General features: G+C 62.3%; 14 protein-coding genes, 1 rRNA gene and 1 pseudogene. 6 read left to right on the top strand and 10 right to left on the bottom strand.

The features are described from left to right. Window positions 1-44: 44 nt before the first annotated feature. Window positions 45-1,931, top strand: coding sequence for a M61 family metallopeptidase (locus GCN74_RS12350; protein WP_226939009.1), 1,887 nt, complete (start codon window positions 45-47; stop codon window positions 1,929-1,931). 231 nt (window positions 1,932-2,162) lie between these two features. Continuing rightward, on the top strand, window positions 2,163-3,332 hold the full coding sequence (locus tag GCN74_RS12345; RefSeq protein WP_226939008.1) for a GGDEF domain-containing protein: 1,170 nt from the start codon (window positions 2,163-2,165) through the stop codon (window positions 3,330-3,332). On the opposite strand, the gene GCN74_RS12340 is transcribed toward GCN74_RS12345, so the two are convergent. The 7 genes and pseudogenes from GCN74_RS12340 to rpe form a co-directional block, all read right to left on the bottom strand. Beyond that, window positions 3,283-3,735, bottom strand: a complete 453-nt coding sequence (locus tag GCN74_RS12340) for an energy transducer TonB (protein WP_152256959.1) — start codon at window positions 3,733-3,735, stop codon at window positions 3,283-3,285. The genes GCN74_RS12345 and GCN74_RS12340 overlap by 50 nt on opposite strands. Before the next feature lie 20 nt (window positions 3,736-3,755). Continuing rightward, a complete protein-coding gene (gene trpC / locus GCN74_RS12335) occupies window positions 3,756-4,556 on the bottom strand; it encodes an indole-3-glycerol phosphate synthase TrpC (protein ID WP_152256958.1) in 801 nt (266 codons plus the stop codon). 13 nt (window positions 4,557-4,569) lie between these two features. Next, window positions 4,570-5,634, bottom strand: a complete 1,065-nt coding sequence (gene trpD, locus GCN74_RS12330; RefSeq protein WP_152256957.1) for an anthranilate phosphoribosyltransferase — start codon at window positions 5,632-5,634, stop codon at window positions 4,570-4,572. Between the two features lie 65 nt (window positions 5,635-5,699). Continuing rightward, the gene (locus GCN74_RS12325; RefSeq protein WP_152256956.1) at window positions 5,700-6,263 is read right to left on the bottom strand and encodes an aminodeoxychorismate/anthranilate synthase component II; all 564 of its coding nucleotides are present in this window, start codon (window positions 6,261-6,263) and stop codon (window positions 5,700-5,702) included. A gap of 97 nt (window positions 6,264-6,360) precedes the next feature. Beyond that, window positions 6,361-7,761: pseudogene (gene trpE, locus GCN74_RS12320) on the bottom strand (anthranilate synthase component I); the annotation flags it as partial. Between the two features lie 260 nt (window positions 7,762-8,021). Beyond that, entirely contained in the window at window positions 8,022-8,726 is a 705-nt protein-coding gene (locus GCN74_RS12315) for a phosphoglycolate phosphatase (protein ID WP_152256954.1), read from the bottom strand. Further along, window positions 8,726-9,400, bottom strand: coding sequence for a ribulose-phosphate 3-epimerase (gene rpe / locus GCN74_RS12310; RefSeq protein ID WP_077399332.1), 675 nt, complete (start codon window positions 9,398-9,400; stop codon window positions 8,726-8,728). Before rpe ends, GCN74_RS12315 begins: the two co-directional genes overlap by 1 nt. Before the next feature lie 166 nt (window positions 9,401-9,566). On the opposite strand from rpe, the gene apaG reads away from it, so the two are divergent. Further along, complete coding sequence (gene apaG, locus GCN74_RS12305; protein ID WP_034753698.1) at window positions 9,567-9,941, top strand: Co2+/Mg2+ efflux protein ApaG; 375 nt, start codon at window positions 9,567-9,569, stop codon at window positions 9,939-9,941. Window positions 9,942-9,963: 22 nt separating this feature from the next. Here apaG and GCN74_RS29540 read toward each other — a convergent pair whose 3' ends face one another. Continuing rightward, window positions 9,964-10,098 carry a hypothetical protein gene (locus GCN74_RS29540; protein ID WP_264372886.1) on the bottom strand — a complete coding sequence of 45 codons (135 nt, stop codon included), beginning with the start codon at window positions 10,096-10,098 and terminating at the stop codon, window positions 9,964-9,966. Window positions 10,099-10,120: 22 nt separating this feature from the next. Here GCN74_RS29540 and GCN74_RS12300 point away from each other — a divergent pair, with 22 nt between their 5' ends. Beyond that, a complete protein-coding gene (locus GCN74_RS12300) occupies window positions 10,121-11,398 on the top strand; it encodes a murein transglycosylase A (RefSeq protein ID WP_413541539.1) in 1,278 nt (425 codons plus the stop codon). A gap of 107 nt (window positions 11,399-11,505) precedes the next feature. Here the strand turns inward: GCN74_RS12300 and GCN74_RS12295 are convergent, their stop codons facing one another. Continuing rightward, the gene (locus tag GCN74_RS12295) at window positions 11,506-11,943 is read right to left on the bottom strand and encodes a universal stress protein (RefSeq protein WP_152256953.1); all 438 of its coding nucleotides are present in this window, start codon (window positions 11,941-11,943) and stop codon (window positions 11,506-11,508) included. Between the two features lie 137 nt (window positions 11,944-12,080). Beyond that, window positions 12,081-13,400 carry an MFS transporter gene (locus GCN74_RS12290; RefSeq protein WP_226939006.1) on the bottom strand — a complete coding sequence of 440 codons (1,320 nt, stop codon included), beginning with the start codon at window positions 13,398-13,400 and terminating at the stop codon, window positions 12,081-12,083. Window positions 13,401-13,463: 63 nt separating this feature from the next. On the opposite strand from GCN74_RS12290, the gene GCN74_RS12285 reads away from it, so the two are divergent. Together GCN74_RS12285 and GCN74_RS12280 are read left to right on the top strand one after the other, a co-directional pair. Next, on the top strand, window positions 13,464-14,240 hold the full coding sequence (locus GCN74_RS12285; protein WP_152256952.1) for an enoyl-CoA hydratase: 777 nt from the start codon (window positions 13,464-13,466) through the stop codon (window positions 14,238-14,240). 395 nt (window positions 14,241-14,635) lie between these two features. Next, window positions 14,636-14,706 (top strand): 16S ribosomal RNA (locus GCN74_RS12280); the annotation flags it as partial.

Below are 14,706 nucleotides of genomic sequence, written 5' to 3'. Positions count from 1 at the left end.
GGGCAGTGGCGCTCCCGGGAAGACAGGCCAGACACGAGGAAAACATGAAGAAAGCACCGACTAAAAAAATCATCGCCAAGGCGAGCGGCAAAGCCACGAGCAAAGCCGCGGCGAAAACCGCAGTGAAAACCGCACCGGCCGCCGGCATCATCTACAGCATCGCCGCCGCGGACCTGGCGGGCCACATGTTCAAGGTCACCCTGACGGTCAAGGCGCCGGCCGCCATCGGCCAGGTCTTGTCCTTGCCGGCCTGGATCCCGGGCAGTTACATGATCCGCGAATTCTCGCGCAACATCGTCAGCATCCGCGCCGAATCCGAAGGCAAGGCCGTGGCGCTGACCAAGCTGGACAAGCATTCGTGGCAAGCCACCCCGTGCACCGGCGCCTTGACGGTCGAATACGACGTCTACGCCTGGGATTTGTCCGTGCGCGCCGCGCACCTGGACCAGAATCACGGCTTCTTCAACGGCACCAGCGTGTTCCTGCGCGTGCTGGGCCAGGAATCCGATGCGCACGAAGTGCACATCGTGCAGCCGAAGGATGCGGCCTGCAAGACCTGGAGAGTCGCCACCACCTTGCCGGAACTGAAAGCGAAGCGCTACGGCTTCGGCAGCTACCAGGCGGCCAACTACGATGAGCTGATCGACCACCCGGTGGAAATGGGCGACTTCGCGCTGGCCACTTTCACTGCGCATGGCGTGCCGCACGATATCGTCGTCACGGGCAAGGTGCCGAACCTGGACCTGGACCGCTTGTGCCGCGACCTGAAAGCTATCTGCGAAACGCAGATCGCCTTCTTCGAGCCGAAGACAAAAAAAGCGCCGATGGACCGCTATGTGTTCATGACCATGGCCGTCGGCGACGGCTACGGCGGCCTGGAACACCGCGCCTCGACGGCTCTGATCTGCGCGCGCGCCGACCTGCCGACGACGGCGTCGACCAGCACGGAAATCGGCGACGGCTACCTGAAATTCCTGGGCCTGTGCAGCCACGAGTACTTCCATACCTGGAACGTCAAGCGCATCAAGCCGGCCGCATTCGCGCCGTACAACCTGCAGGCGGAAAGCTACTCGCCGCTGCTGTGGCTGTTCGAGGGCTTCACCAGCTACTACGACGACCTGATGCTGGTGCGCGCGGGCCTGATCGACGAGGACGCCTACTTCAAGCTGCTGGGCAAGACCGTCAACAGCGTCTTGCGCGGCAGCGGCCGCACCAAGCAGAGCGTGGCCGATTCCAGCTTCGACGCCTGGGGCAAGTACTACCGCCAGGATGAAAACGCGCCGAACGCCATCGTCAGCTACTACACCAAGGGTTCGCTGATCGCGCTGGCCTTCGACTTGACGATCCGCATGAAGACGAATGGCGAGAAATCGCTGGACGATGTGATGCAGGCGCTGTGGCAGCGCTATGGCCGCGATTTCTACAAGGGCAAAGCGCGCGGCGTGACGCCGGCCGAAGTCGAAGCCCTGTTCGATGAGATTTCCGGCACGCGCATGAAGCCTTTCTTCGAGCGCTACATCCGCGGCACGGACGACGTGCCGCTGGCACGCCTGCTGGCGCCGTTCGGCGTGAAATACAGCGATGCCCGCAAGGGACAAAAAACCAGCCTGGACGTCAACCTGGGCCGCGACGGCAACGATGCCAAGCTGGCGCAGGTGCACCAGGGCGGCGCGGCGCACCTGGCCGGCCTGTCGGCGGGCGACGTGCTGGTGGCCATCGATGGCTTGCGCGTGACGGGCAACCCGGCCAACCTGGACACCTTGCTGGGCCGCTATGCGGTGGGCGCCAAGGTGGCGGTGCACGCGTTCCGCCGCGATGAGCTGTTGACGTTTGCGGCCGTATTGCAGGGCGACCGCGTGCCCGGCGTCAGCTTGAGCCTGCTGCCGGCGCCAAGGAAAGCCACGGGGCCGAAGCGTCCGAGCGCCGCATGATGCTGCTGCTCATGCGTTAAGAGCAAGAACCGGCCGTCACTGGCCGGTTTTTTATTGTACGGTGCAATTTCTCAGATGCAACTAAGCGGCTGGTGCCGGCGCGGCGCCATCATATTTACCGCAAATGAACTAATTTTTCTTTAACTAAACTAAAATTGCCGAATTGCTTTTTTTTGCTTCTTTTAGATAGCGTCCGACGTGCAAACCCTCGATCCTCGAACGATTATGCTGATGACGACCCTGATGTGCGGGGCGATGAGCATCGTCATGTTCTCGGTCTATCGCAGTTTCCGGCGCGAGGTGCATGGCCTGGGACATTGGGCGGCCGGTTTGCTGTTGCTGGTGTGCGCGTCGCTGCTGTTCGGTACCCGCGAGGTGCTGCCACCGGCATTGTCCATGCTGGCGGCCAATGCGGCGCTGGTGGCCGGCATCGGCCTGTCGATGCTGGGCACGGAGAAATTCTATGGCCTGGCGCCCAGCCACCGCGCCTATCTGTTGATACTTGCCCTGGCCATTGCCGGCAGCGGCTGGTGGCTGCTGGTGCATCCCGATTTCTCGGTGCGCGTGGCGGTCTTTTCGCTGCTGGTCTTCCTGTTTTATGCGCGCCAGGTACAGCTGGTGTGGCGCTACGGCGAGCGCCACTTTTCCAGCTTGTTCTTTGGCGCGCTGATGCTGCTGCAAGCTGTCGTGGTGCTGGCGCGTGGCGTGTCTGCCTTGCTGCATGGCGGCGCCAGCGTGGACCTGACGGTGGCCGGCACGCCGGCCGGCATCTACCTGGCTGTCGCCAATTTCATGGCGCTGCTGTTGACGGTGGGCTTCATGACGGTGGCGACGCGGCGCCTGCAGCAGATACTGGAGCGCCGCTCGACCCACGATCCCTTGACGCAGGTGCTGAACCGGCGCGGCTTCGGCGACGCGTATGCGCGCGAGATAGACAATCTGCGCCGCCATCGCTTGCCGCTGACACTGCTCAGCATCGACCTCGATTACTTCAAATTGATCAATGACCGCCACGGTCACGCGGTGGGCGACCAGGTGCTGGCGCATGTGGCCACCGTCATTGGCGGCGCCCTGCGCGAATCGGACTGCGTGGCGCGTTTCGGCGGCGAGGAGTTCGTCGTGCTGATGCCGGACATGCCGGCGCAGAATGCGCTGGGCGTGGCCGAACGCATCCGCGCCCTGCTGCACGAACCCAATCATGCGGGCCTGCCAGCGTGTACGGTCAGCATAGGCGTGGCTTGCCAGGCATCGGTGATGGAGGGATTGGAAGAATTGCTGTCGCGCGCCGATGCGGCCCTGTACCTGGCCAAGGAGCGGGGCCGCGACCGCATCGAATTCGATGCCGCCGCGTTTACTGTGGACCGGACAAGGTCCGCAGCTGGAACCGATACTGTTCGTTGAACAGGAAGGTTTCGGAAAAATCGAAAGTCCGGGCGCGGCTATGCATCAGGTGTGCGGCCGGCGGGAAGCGGGTGGGCACGCGCCGCACGGCGGCCAGCGCCGCGGCCGATGCTTCGCTGTCGCGTGAGCGGTGCACATGCACGCTTTTCAGCTCGCCGTCGGGGCCTACGCTCAGATCGAGCACGACGATGGCCGGCAGCATGGGCGGCAGGCTCCCGCTGAACGTGTAGGCGCCGTTGGCCGCCATGATCTGCTGCGCCACCAGCGACTTGTAGGCGTCGATGCTGGCGGCCAGCTGTATCGCCGCCGGCGTGCGCGGGGGCGCCGGCGCCGCGGGCGGAGGCGCGTGCTGGCAAGCCGACAGCAGGACGGTGGCAGCAAGGACGGTGATCGCGTATCTCATGGCTGCCAGCCTACCACGGTTTAGCTGAACAGGCGTTCCAGTTCCACGCCGGGGTCCGGCGCGCGCATGAACGCTTCGCCCACCAGGAAGCTGTGGATGTGCGCGTCGCGCATGCGTTGCACGTCGGCCGTGCTGTGGATGCCCGATTCCGTGATGATCAATTTGTCTTGCGGGATGCGCGGCAGGAGATTGATGGTGGTGTCGAGCGAGGTCTCGAAGGTGCGCAGGTTGCGGTTGTTGATGCCGATCAGCGCACTCTTGAGCTGGAGTGCCGCCGTCAGCTCTTCGCCATCGTGGCTTTCGATCAGCACGCCCATGCCCAGTTCGTGGGCGCACGCTTCCATCTCCGCCATCAGGCCATGGTCGAGCGCCGCGACGATCAGCAGGATGCAGTCGGCGCCCATGGCCCGCGCTTCATAGATCTGGTACATGTCGACCATGAAGTCCTTGCGCAGCACGGGAATGGCGCAGGCGGCGCGCGCCTGCTGCAAATATGCCACGGAGCCCTGGAAGAACTGCTCGTCCGTCAGCACGGACAGGCAGGCCGCGCCATGTGCGGCATAGCTGGCGGCGATGTCGGCAGGGCGGAAGTCGGCGCGGATCACGCCTTTCGACGGCGACGCCTTTTTTACTTCGGCGATGATGCCGGGCTTGCCGGCGGCGATGTGCTGGCGCAGGCTCGCTTCGAAACCGCGCAGGCCGGCGCGCAGGGCGCCGTCGCTTTCCACGTCGCCGCGCAGGCTGGCCAGGCTGCGGCGGGCCTTGGCCTTGGCCACTTCATCGGCCTTCACGGCCAGGATTTTATCGAGTATGTCGGACATGATGGTCGCTATTCTATAAAGGAGGGCGGGGAGCTTGCGCTTGCGCCGGGGTGCCCAGCTGTTGCGTCACCTGCACGAACTGTTCGAGTTTCGCCAGCGCGGCGCCCGAGCTGACGGCCGCGCGCGCGCGCGCCAGGCCGTCTTCGATCGAGTTGGCCACGCCGGCCGCATACAGCGCCGTGCCCGCGTTCAGGGCAACGATGTCGCTGGCCGCACCGGGTTCGCCGCGCAGCGCTTCCATCATCTTGGCTTTCGATTCCACGGAATCGGCCACTTTCAGGTTACGGCTGGCGATCATCTGCAAGCCGAAATCTTCCGGATGGATTTCATACTCGCGGATCTCGCCGTTGACCAGTTCACCGACCATGGTGGCCGCGCCCAGCGACACTTCATCCATATTGTCGCGGCCATACACGACGATCGCATGCTGCGCGCCCAGGCGCTGCAGCACGCGCACCTGGATGCCGACCAGGTCGGCGTGGAATACGCCCATCAGAATGTTCGGCGCGCCGGCCGGATTCGTCAGCGGGCCCAGGATATTGAAAATCGTGCGCACGCCCAGTTCGCGGCGCACGGGCGCCGCATGCTTCATGGCCGCGTGGTGGTTGGGCGCGTACATGAAGCCGATGCCCGTCTGCGCGATCGACTGGGCGATCTGCTCGGGCTGCAGGTTGATGTTGACGCCCAGGGAGTCGAGCACGTCGGCGCTGCCGGACGAGGACGACACGCTGCGCCCGCCATGCTTGGCCACGCGCGCGCCGGCTGCCGCCGCCACGAACATGGAGGCGGTGGAAATATTGAACGTGTGCGCGCCGTCGCCGCCCGTGCCGACGATGTCGAGCAGGTTGGTGGTGTCGGCCATGGGCACCTTGGTGGAAAACTCGCGCATCACTTGCGCGGCGGCGGCGATTTCGCCGATGGTTTCCTTTTTCACGCGCAAGCCCATGGTGAGGGCGGCGATCATGGTGGGCGACATTTCGCCGGACATGATCTGGCGGAACAGGTACAGCATTTCGTCGTGAAAGATTTCGCGGTGTTCGATACAGCGCAGCAGGGCTTCTTGTGGGGTGATCGGCATGATGCTTCCTTCTTCAATGATGGCGCAGGAGGATACTGACGGCACGCCGTGGCGTGCGCATGGAATCAGCGCTCGAGAAAGTTCTTCAGCAGGGCGTGGCCGTGCTCCGAGAGGATCGATTCGGGGTGGAACTGCACGCCCTCGATATCGTATTCCCGGTGGCGCACGCCCATGATTTCGCCGTCGTCCGTCCACGCTGTCACTTCCAGGCAGGAAGGCAGCGAGGCGCGTTCGATCGCCAAAGAGTGGTAGCGGATCACTGTGAAGGGGCTGCTCAAGCCTTTGAACACGCCCACGCCCGTATGCGCGATGAGGGAAGTCTTGCCATGCATGACTTGCTTGGCGCGGATGACGTTGCCGCCAAACGCTTCGCCGATGGCCTGGTGGCCCAGGCACACGCCCAATATCGGCTTCTTGCCGGCGAAGTGCCTGAGCACTTCCACGGAAATGCCCGCCTGCGCCGGCGCTTTCGGGCCGGGCGAGATGCAGATGCGGTCCGGGTTCAGGGCCTCGATCTGCGCGATCGTGATTTCATCGTTGCGGTAGACCCGCACGTCTTCGCCCAGTTCACCGAAATACTGCACGATGTTGTAGGTGAAGGAGTCGTAGTTGTCGATCATCAGCAGCATCTTAGAATCCTCCATCCAGGCCATCTTGCACTTGTTCGGCGGCGCGCAGCACGGCGCGCGCCTTGTTTTCGGTTTCCTGCCATTCCATTTCGGGGATCGAGTCGGCGACGATGCCGGCCGCGGCCTGCACGTACAGCATGCCGTCCTTGACCACGCCCGTGCGGATGGCGATCGCCACATCCATTTCGCCGCCAAACGACAGGTAGCCGCAGGCGCCGCCGTAGATGCCGCGCTTGGTGATTTCCAGTTCGTCGATCACTTCCATGGCCCGCACTTTCGGCGCGCCCGTCAGGGTGCCGGCAGGAAAGGTCGCGCGCAGCACGTCCAGGTTCGACAAGCCTTCCTTCAGGCTGCCTTCCACGTTCGAGACGATGTGCTGCACGTGCGAGTATTTCTCGATGACCATGCGGTCGGTGACCTGCACGCTGCCCGTTTCGGCGATGCGGCCGATGTCGTTGCGCGCCAGGTCGATCAGCATCACGTGTTCGGCGATCTCTTTCGGATCGGCCAGCAGCTCGGCCGACAGCTCCGCGTCGCGCTCTGGCGTGGCGCCGCGCGGACGGGTGCCGGCAATCGGACGCAAGGTGACTTTCTTGCCGCCGCCTGCCGTCGTTTCGTTGCGCACCAAAATCTCGGGGGAAGCGCCGATGATCTGCATGTCGCCGAAATTATAGAAGTACATATACGGCGACGGGTTGAGCGAGCGCAAAGCACGGTACAGTGTCAGCGGCGAATCGACGTAAGGTTTGCGGATGCGCTGGCCGATCTGTACCTGCATCAGGTCGCCGGCCATCACGTATTCATGCGCCTTGGCAACCGCCTTCAGGTAGTCTTCCTTGGAAAAATCGCGGATGGTTTCCGTGCGCACGGAAGCGCTGGTGACGGGCGCATCGACGCCGCGGCGCAGCATCATGCGCAAGTCCTTCAGGCGCTGCTGCGATTTCGAAAACGACTCGGGCTGCGTGGTGTCGGCGTAGACGATCAGGTACAGCTTGCCGGACAGGTTGTCGATGACGGCCAGTTCTTCCGTCACCATCAGCTGGATGTCGGGCAGGTTCAGATCATCCTTCGGCGCGCCGCCGGCGAGTTTTTTCTCGATGTGGCGCACGGTGTCGTAGCCGAAGTAGCCGGCCAGGCCGCCGCAGAAACGGGGCATGCCGGGGCGCAGGGCTACTTTGAAGCGCGACTGGTACTGCTCGATGAAGTCGAGCGGATTGCCTTCGTGTTCTTCGATCACGGCGCCGTTCTTGACGATTTCCGTGCGTTTGCCATAGCTGCGCAGCACGGTCTTGGCGGGCAAGCCGATGAAGGAATAGCGGCCGAAACGCTCGCCGCCGACGACGGATTCGAGCAGGAAGGTGTTCTTGCCGCCTTGCTGGGACTGCGCCAGTTTCAGGTACAGCGTGAGCGGGGTTTCCAGGTCGGCGAATGCTTCGGCGATCAGGGGGATGCGGTTGTAGCCTTGCTGGGCCAGCGATTTGAATTCGAGTTCGGTCATGTTTCTCTCCATGCCGTCAGGGTGCGTGTGCGCATAGTGCACAAACCCTGCGGTGGGTTATCAAAAAACTTGCCGGGGCACGCAACATGCGCAAACTACGCGTGTGCAACCGGCAGCAATCGTAACGGCTCGGCCCTTAAGCCTGCCAGGATTGCCAGCGTCGCCAAAGCCAGGCCTCAATCGAGCCGGTTTGGGTGACATTGTGTTTTTTGATGAGAAACGTGTTCACGATATGGTGGTGGGTTTGGTCAGTATGCCGGTTAGTTTTGCATGCTAATAAATTGGGCCGCTTCGAGCAGCGTATTTACTATACCATCGGAATCGGTATCGTGTATACAGTGTCCGTGATTGTAGCCATACGGTACCGTCAATACGGGGCAAGCCGCAGCCCGGGCCGCTTGCGCGTCATTCGAGGAGTCGCCGATGGCCACCACTTTGGCAGGCGCCAGGTCGAAGTCCGCACACACTTGCAGCAGCGGCATGGGGTGCGGTTTTTTCTGCGGCAGCGAATCGCCGCCGTAGACGATCTCGAAATAGCCGTCCAGTTTTTTCTGTTTCAGCAGGGGCAGGGCGAAGGCGATCGGCTTGTTGGTGACGCAGGCCAGGCGCAGGCCCGCCGCCTGCATTGCCGCCAGCCCCGCTTCCACGTCCGGGTACAGGGTGCTGAACTGGCCGTTGATGGCCAGGTAGTGGCGCTGGTAGGCGTCCATCGCCTGCTCGAAGCACTGTTCCACGCCGGCCGCGTCGAAGTCGAGGGCCAGCACGGTGCGGATCAGGTTTTCCGAACCCTTGCCCACCATCAGCTTGATGGCCTCGGCGCTGATGGGCGCCAGGCCGAACTCGGCGCGCATGCCGTTGATGGCGACGTGGAAATCGGGCACGGTGTCGAGCATCGTGCCATCGAGGTCGATGATGGCGGCGCGCACGCCGGCCAGCACGTGTTGCTTTACCGTGCCCGCCTGCATCAGTTGCCCACCGTTTTGGCCAATTCGGCGCGCATGGCGTCGATGACGGCCTTGTAGTCCGGCTTGCCGAAGATGGCCGAGCCGGCGACAAAGGTGTCGGCGCCGGCAGCGGCGGCGGCGGCGATGTTGTCGATCTTGATGCCGCCATCGACTTCCAGCATGATGTCACGGCCCGACTCGTCGATCATGCGGCGCGCTTCGGCGATTTTCTTCAGCGCTTGCGGAATGAAGGACTGGCCGCCGAAGCCCGGGTTGACCGACATGATCAGGATGATGTCGATCTTGTCCATCACGTGTTCCAGGTAGTGCAGCGGCGTGCCCGGGTTGAAAACCAGGCCCGATTTGCAGCCATTGTCGCGGATCAGCTGCAGCGAACGGTCGACGTGATCCGACGCTTCCGGGTGGAAGGTGATGATGTTCGCGCCAGCCTTGGCGAAATCCGGGATAATGCGATCGACAGGCTTGACCATCAGATGCACGTCGATGGGCACTTGCACGTGCGGACGGATCGCTTCGCACACCAGCGGGCCGATGGTCAGGTTCGGCACATAATGGTTATCCATCACGTCGAAGTGGATGATGTCGGCGCCGGCAGTGACGACGTTGCGCACTTCCTCGCCCAGGCGGGCAAAGTCGGCGGACAGGATGCTGGGAGCGATACGGAATGTTGTCATGGTGGCTAAAGGCTCAGAGTAGAAAATGCGAAGATGCGCTATTTTACGCTTGACGCCGTTACCATGCCTTATTGAAGCATAGTGAAACACCGAATACGCGGCGCGCGATGGCCCATGCGGCGCGCGCGACACACACACGACTGGCAATGTCTGAATAGGAATGACGATGGCGACTTATGAATTTACGGTAACGGTCAAGACGCAATATCTGCCCGAGCAATCGGCACCGGACCAGGGACGGCACGTGTTCAGCTACACGATCCGCGTCGTCAACACGGGCACGGCTGGCGCGCAGCTCATTTCGCGCCACTGGGTCATCACGGATGCGAACAACAAGGTGGAAGAGGTGCGCGGCCTGGGCGCCGTCGGCCACCAGCCGCTGCTGCAGCCGGGCGAACAGTTCGAATACACGAGCGGCACCATGCTGGGCACGCCGCAAGGTTCGATGCACGGCGAATACTTTTGCGTGGCCGAAGATGGCCATCAGTTCGAAGCGCCGATTCCCGAGTTCGTGCTGTCGGTGCCGCGCACCCTGCATTGAGGAAGCGGGGGCCTTGCGCCCCTTATTTCAGTTTTTCGGCGCTGTCCTGTTCTTCGCTGAGCTGTTTGCGCGCCGGTGGCGCGGGCTTCTTGCCCGAATACATGGTCCACCAGACTATAAATGCCAGCAAGAAGAACGCCACCAGCGCTTCTATCATCAAGATCCACATACGCACCCCTATGTTATTTACCCGCAGCCTATTATTGAACCGTCGTTTATTGACACGCGGTAGTCTACTCGTTTCAGCCAGTGCCGTCGCGCTTGCTCTTTCTGCCTGTACCACGCCACCGGCAGCGCCCGGCGCTGCCGGCGACAAGGCGCCCCCGATTGCCCCGACCGTCGTCAAGCCCGTGCCAGCCAAGCCGGCCGATGCCAAGGAGGCCAAGGACGCCACGGATGCGGCCGCCCCCACCTTCGTGCCCGCCAAGTTTGCCGCCTTGCCTGGCTGGGCCCGCGATGACATGCGCGCTGCCTGGCCCGCCTTCATGGCCTCGTGCGGCGTGCTGGTCAAGCGTCCTGACTGGAAGGAATCGTGCACCATCGCGCGCCAGGTGAATGCCGACAGCGACAAGGCCATCCGCCTGTTTTTCGAGACCTTCTTTGTGCCAAATCAAGTGGTGGCTGCCGATGGCGCCAATACTGGGTTGGTGACCGGTTATTACGAGCCATTGCTGCACGGCGCGCGCAAGCGCGGCGGGCCATACCAGACGCCACTGTACAAGGTGCCCGATGATCTCGTTTCCATCGACCTGGCCGGCGTGTATCCGGAACTCAAGAACATGCGCTTGCGGGGCAAGCTGGTGGGTAAGAAGGTGGTGCCGTATGCCACGCGCGCCGATATCGAGCGCGCCACGTCCGTGACGGGCAAGGAATTGCTGTGGGTGGATGACGAAGTGGAGGCGTTCTTCCTGCAGGTGCAGGGTTCCGGGCGCGTGCAACTGACCGATACGCAGGAAACCGTGCGCGTGGCGTACGCGGACCAGAATGGCCACCCGTACAAGTCGATCGGCCGCTACCTGGTCGACAAGGGCGAGCTGACCCTGAGCCAGGCGTCTGCGCAGGGGATCAAGGCGTGGATCGCCGGCCATCCCACGCGCAAGGATGAGTTGTTCAACGCCAATCCCAGCTATGTGTTCTTCAAGGAAGAGCGCTTGCCCGATCCCAAGGTGGGGCCGAAGGGGGCGCTGGGCGTGCCGTTGACGCCGCAGCGTTCGGTAGCCATCGATTCGCGCTTCGTGCCGCTGGGCGCGCCCGTGTTCCTGGCCACCACGCAAGCCAACAGCGATATCCCCATGCAGCGCCTGGTGATGGCGCAGGATACAGGCGGCGCCATTCGCGGGCCCATCCGGGTCGATTACTTCTTTGGTTTCGGTGCGGAAGCGGCGGAGAATGCGGGCCGCATGAAGCAGAGCGGCGCCGTGTGGGTGTTGTTGCCGAAGCAGGCGCCGGCGCGCTAGACGCCGCCGCCGGGGGGCAGGGTCGGCCCTTGCTGAATCACGCCTGGCAAGACCGCAGCGCGCGGCGTGGGGTGCGTCCTGCGACGCGCAGCAGCTTGGCTCAGGTGCTAGCGCAGGACCATCACTGGCAGATGGGTATGCGCCAGCACTTTTTGCGTTTCGCTGCCCACGAACAGCTTGTTCAAGCCCTTGCGGCCATGCGAGGCCATCAGGATGATGTCGCAATGGTAGGTTTGCGCCGCATTGACGATTTCCTCGTGCGGGCTGGGCGAGACGGCCACCACGCCTTCGAAGGGGACGCCGACGGCACGCGCCGCTTCGCCGATCTTGTCGATGGCGCGCTGCGAGGCTTCCTGCATCTGTTGTTCGTACAAGCCGGCGTCGAGCACGATGCCGCCATCGGCCATCGGCGAGAACGGGAATGGTTGCACCACGCTGATGGCGACCAGCTTGGCCTTGTTTAATTGGGCGAAGGCGAGGGCGGTCTCGGCCGCTTTGTCGGACAGCGGCGAACCGTCGGTGGGAAATAGGATGGTGTTAAACATAGCGTGCTCCTCAAGTGATGTAAGACAGCTTATGGATTTACATCAATTAAAACCTTGATGTAAATCAAACCTCGCAAGCTTTGGCATGAATAGTGTCGCCAAGGCAATCTTTCAGCAGTGTATGCCCGTTCATTGCTTCAGGTGCGCACGCTACGCAGCGGCGTGCCCCACACCATGGCCACCGTCAACAGGATGCTGCCGGCCGCGATACAGGCCAGGCCGTTGCGCACGCCAAAGTGCTCCGCGATCCAGCCGGCCGCCAGCGCGCCCAGCGGTGCTGTCGCCACCGTCAGGAAGCGCATGGTCGAGGTCATGCGGCCCAGCATGGGGTCGGGCGTGACTTTCTGGCGCAAGCCCAAGTAGGGAATAAAGAACAGCATCACGCCGCAATCGAAAAAGAACATCAGCACGGCATAGGCCACGGCGCTGGCGGCTGCGCTGCCGAACAGGGCGGCGGGGATGGTGGGCGTCAGGGCAAAGCACACGGAAGTCGACGCCAGCCCTATCAGGATGGTGCGGCCAGCGCCATAGCGGTGCGTCAGCGGCTTGACGATGAAGGCGCTGAGCAAGACGCCGGCGCCACCGAGCATCTGCGTCATGCCCAGTACGCCGGGGCTCATGCCCAGGTCGCGCGTGGCAAACAGCACCGTCAAGGCCATGCTGGCGTAAAACAGGAAATGCCAGATACCGGCGCCCCACGCCAGCGCGCGCAGCAGCGGTTCACGCCAGACAAACAGCAAGCCATCGGCGATGTCGCGCAGGGCGTGTTTGTCGGACGGCGCGGGGCGCGGGTCGCGCACGCTCATGGCGCGCAAATTGGAGACGGAAATCAGGTAGCCGCAGGCCGTGCACAGGATGGCGACCGGTGCCGACAATACTTGTACCAGCACGCCAGCCAGGCCGGGGCCGATCAGGCGCGAGGCCGATTCGGTGGCCGCAAATTTCGATTGCGCATCGATCAAGCCATCTCGTCCCACCAGGAAGGTCAGAAAAACCTGTTCGGCGCCGCCGCCGACGACGAAGCCCGTGCCGATAATGAATCCCACTATATATAACCAGGGCATGGACAGCACGCCGCACCAATAGGCCACGGCCACGCTGGCCAGGGCCAGGCCCGACATGCTTTCGCTGAACAGCATGATCGGGTGTTTGCTGCGCCGGTCCAGCAGCACGCCGACGGGCAAGCCGAACAGGGCGAACGGCAGCGCCTGCAGGGCGACCAGGACGCCCATCTGTTCCGGCGTCGCATGCAGCAGCAGCACGGCGCACAGGGGCAGGGCCAGCGCGGTGATCTGGGCGCCGAAGCAATTGAGGCCGTTGCTGAACCACAAGCGGCGAAAATTGGCGCTGGCGGCGCTGCCGTCACCGCGCAGGTAGCGGGCGCAATGCTGGAAGAATGAAGAGAAAATAGCTTGCTCGATATGAAAATGATCAGGCTCACAATAATAGCAGTGCACCTGTCGCGCCGCTGCCGTTAGCCGCTACAATCGTCGCTACCGTGTTCATCCAGAGGAGACTATATGCAATACGAAGACCTGATCATCGAAATCCAGGACAAAGTGGCGGTCATCCGCCTGAACCGCCCGAAGGCGCTCAACGCCTTGAATGACAACATGATGAATGAGCTGGGCGACGCCTTGCTGAAGTTCGACGCCGACGACAATATCGGCTGCATCGTGCTCACGGGCAGCGAAAAAGCGTTTGCCGCCGGCGCCGACATCGCCGCCATGGCCGACTACACCTACCCGGACACATTTACCCAGGGCTACATCAGCCGTAATTGGGAGCATATCTTGCACGTGCGCAAACCCGTGGTGGGCGCCATAGCTGGCTACGCACTGGGCGGCGGCTGCGAATTGGCCATGATGTGCGATTTCCTGATCGCTGCCGACAGCGCCAAATTCGGCCAGCCGGAAATCAAGGTCGGCGTTACGCCGGGTGCGGGCGGTACGCAGCGCTTGCCGCGCGCCATCGGCAAGGCCAAGGCCATGGACCTGCTGCTGACGGCGCGCACCATCGACGCAGCGGAAGCGGAACGCATCGGTCTGGTGTCGCGCGTGGTGCCGGCTGATAAGCTGCTGGAAGAAACCCTGGCTGCTGCCAGGACCATCGCCGCCATGCCGACCTCGGTGGCCATGATGATCAAGGATTGCGTCAACCGCGCGTTTGAAACGACTTTGACCGATGGCGTTGCCTACGAGCGCCGTTTGTTCCAGGCGGCCTTCGGTACGCCTGCACAAAAAGAGGGTATGCACGCTTTCCTGGAAAAGCGCTTGCCAAACTTCGACGGTCTTTGATATGATTCGCCTCCCCGATGAGGCGCACCAGTTTGCGGCACAAAAGGGACAGTCTTCCGGGACTGGGTAATAAAAAAGAAGGTTGACGAAATGGCCGAAACGCTTCATACTCTTCCTTCTTCGCAGCTGACAAACACAACGCTTTGTCGATAGCGCGAAAGCAGTAAATAAGCAGTACCGAATACAGTTCTTTAACAATTAACAGTCGATAAGTGTGGGCATTTGATGTCAGTGCAGCAGCGATCTTCGGATTGCTGTCAAACTTAAAATATCAAATGTTCACGAAGAAATAAATGAAATAGGACGCTTCGCAAGAAGTGGCCTGTCAGTTGTTTTTGAAGTGAGCGACCCGTCAGCAATGACGGTGCCGGTAAAACGGCAAAGTAACAGAGATTAAACTGAAGAGTTTGATCCTGGCTCAGATTGAACGCTGGCGGCATGCCTTACACATGCAAGTCGAACGGCA

It is taken from the genome of Janthinobacterium sp. FT14W (assembly GCF_009208755.1).
GTDB lineage: Bacteria > Pseudomonadota > Gammaproteobacteria > Burkholderiales > Burkholderiaceae_D > Janthinobacterium > Janthinobacterium violaceinigrum.
The sequence above is the reverse complement of the archived record's forward strand: the minus strand, read 5'-3'. Positions and strand labels throughout refer to the sequence as shown.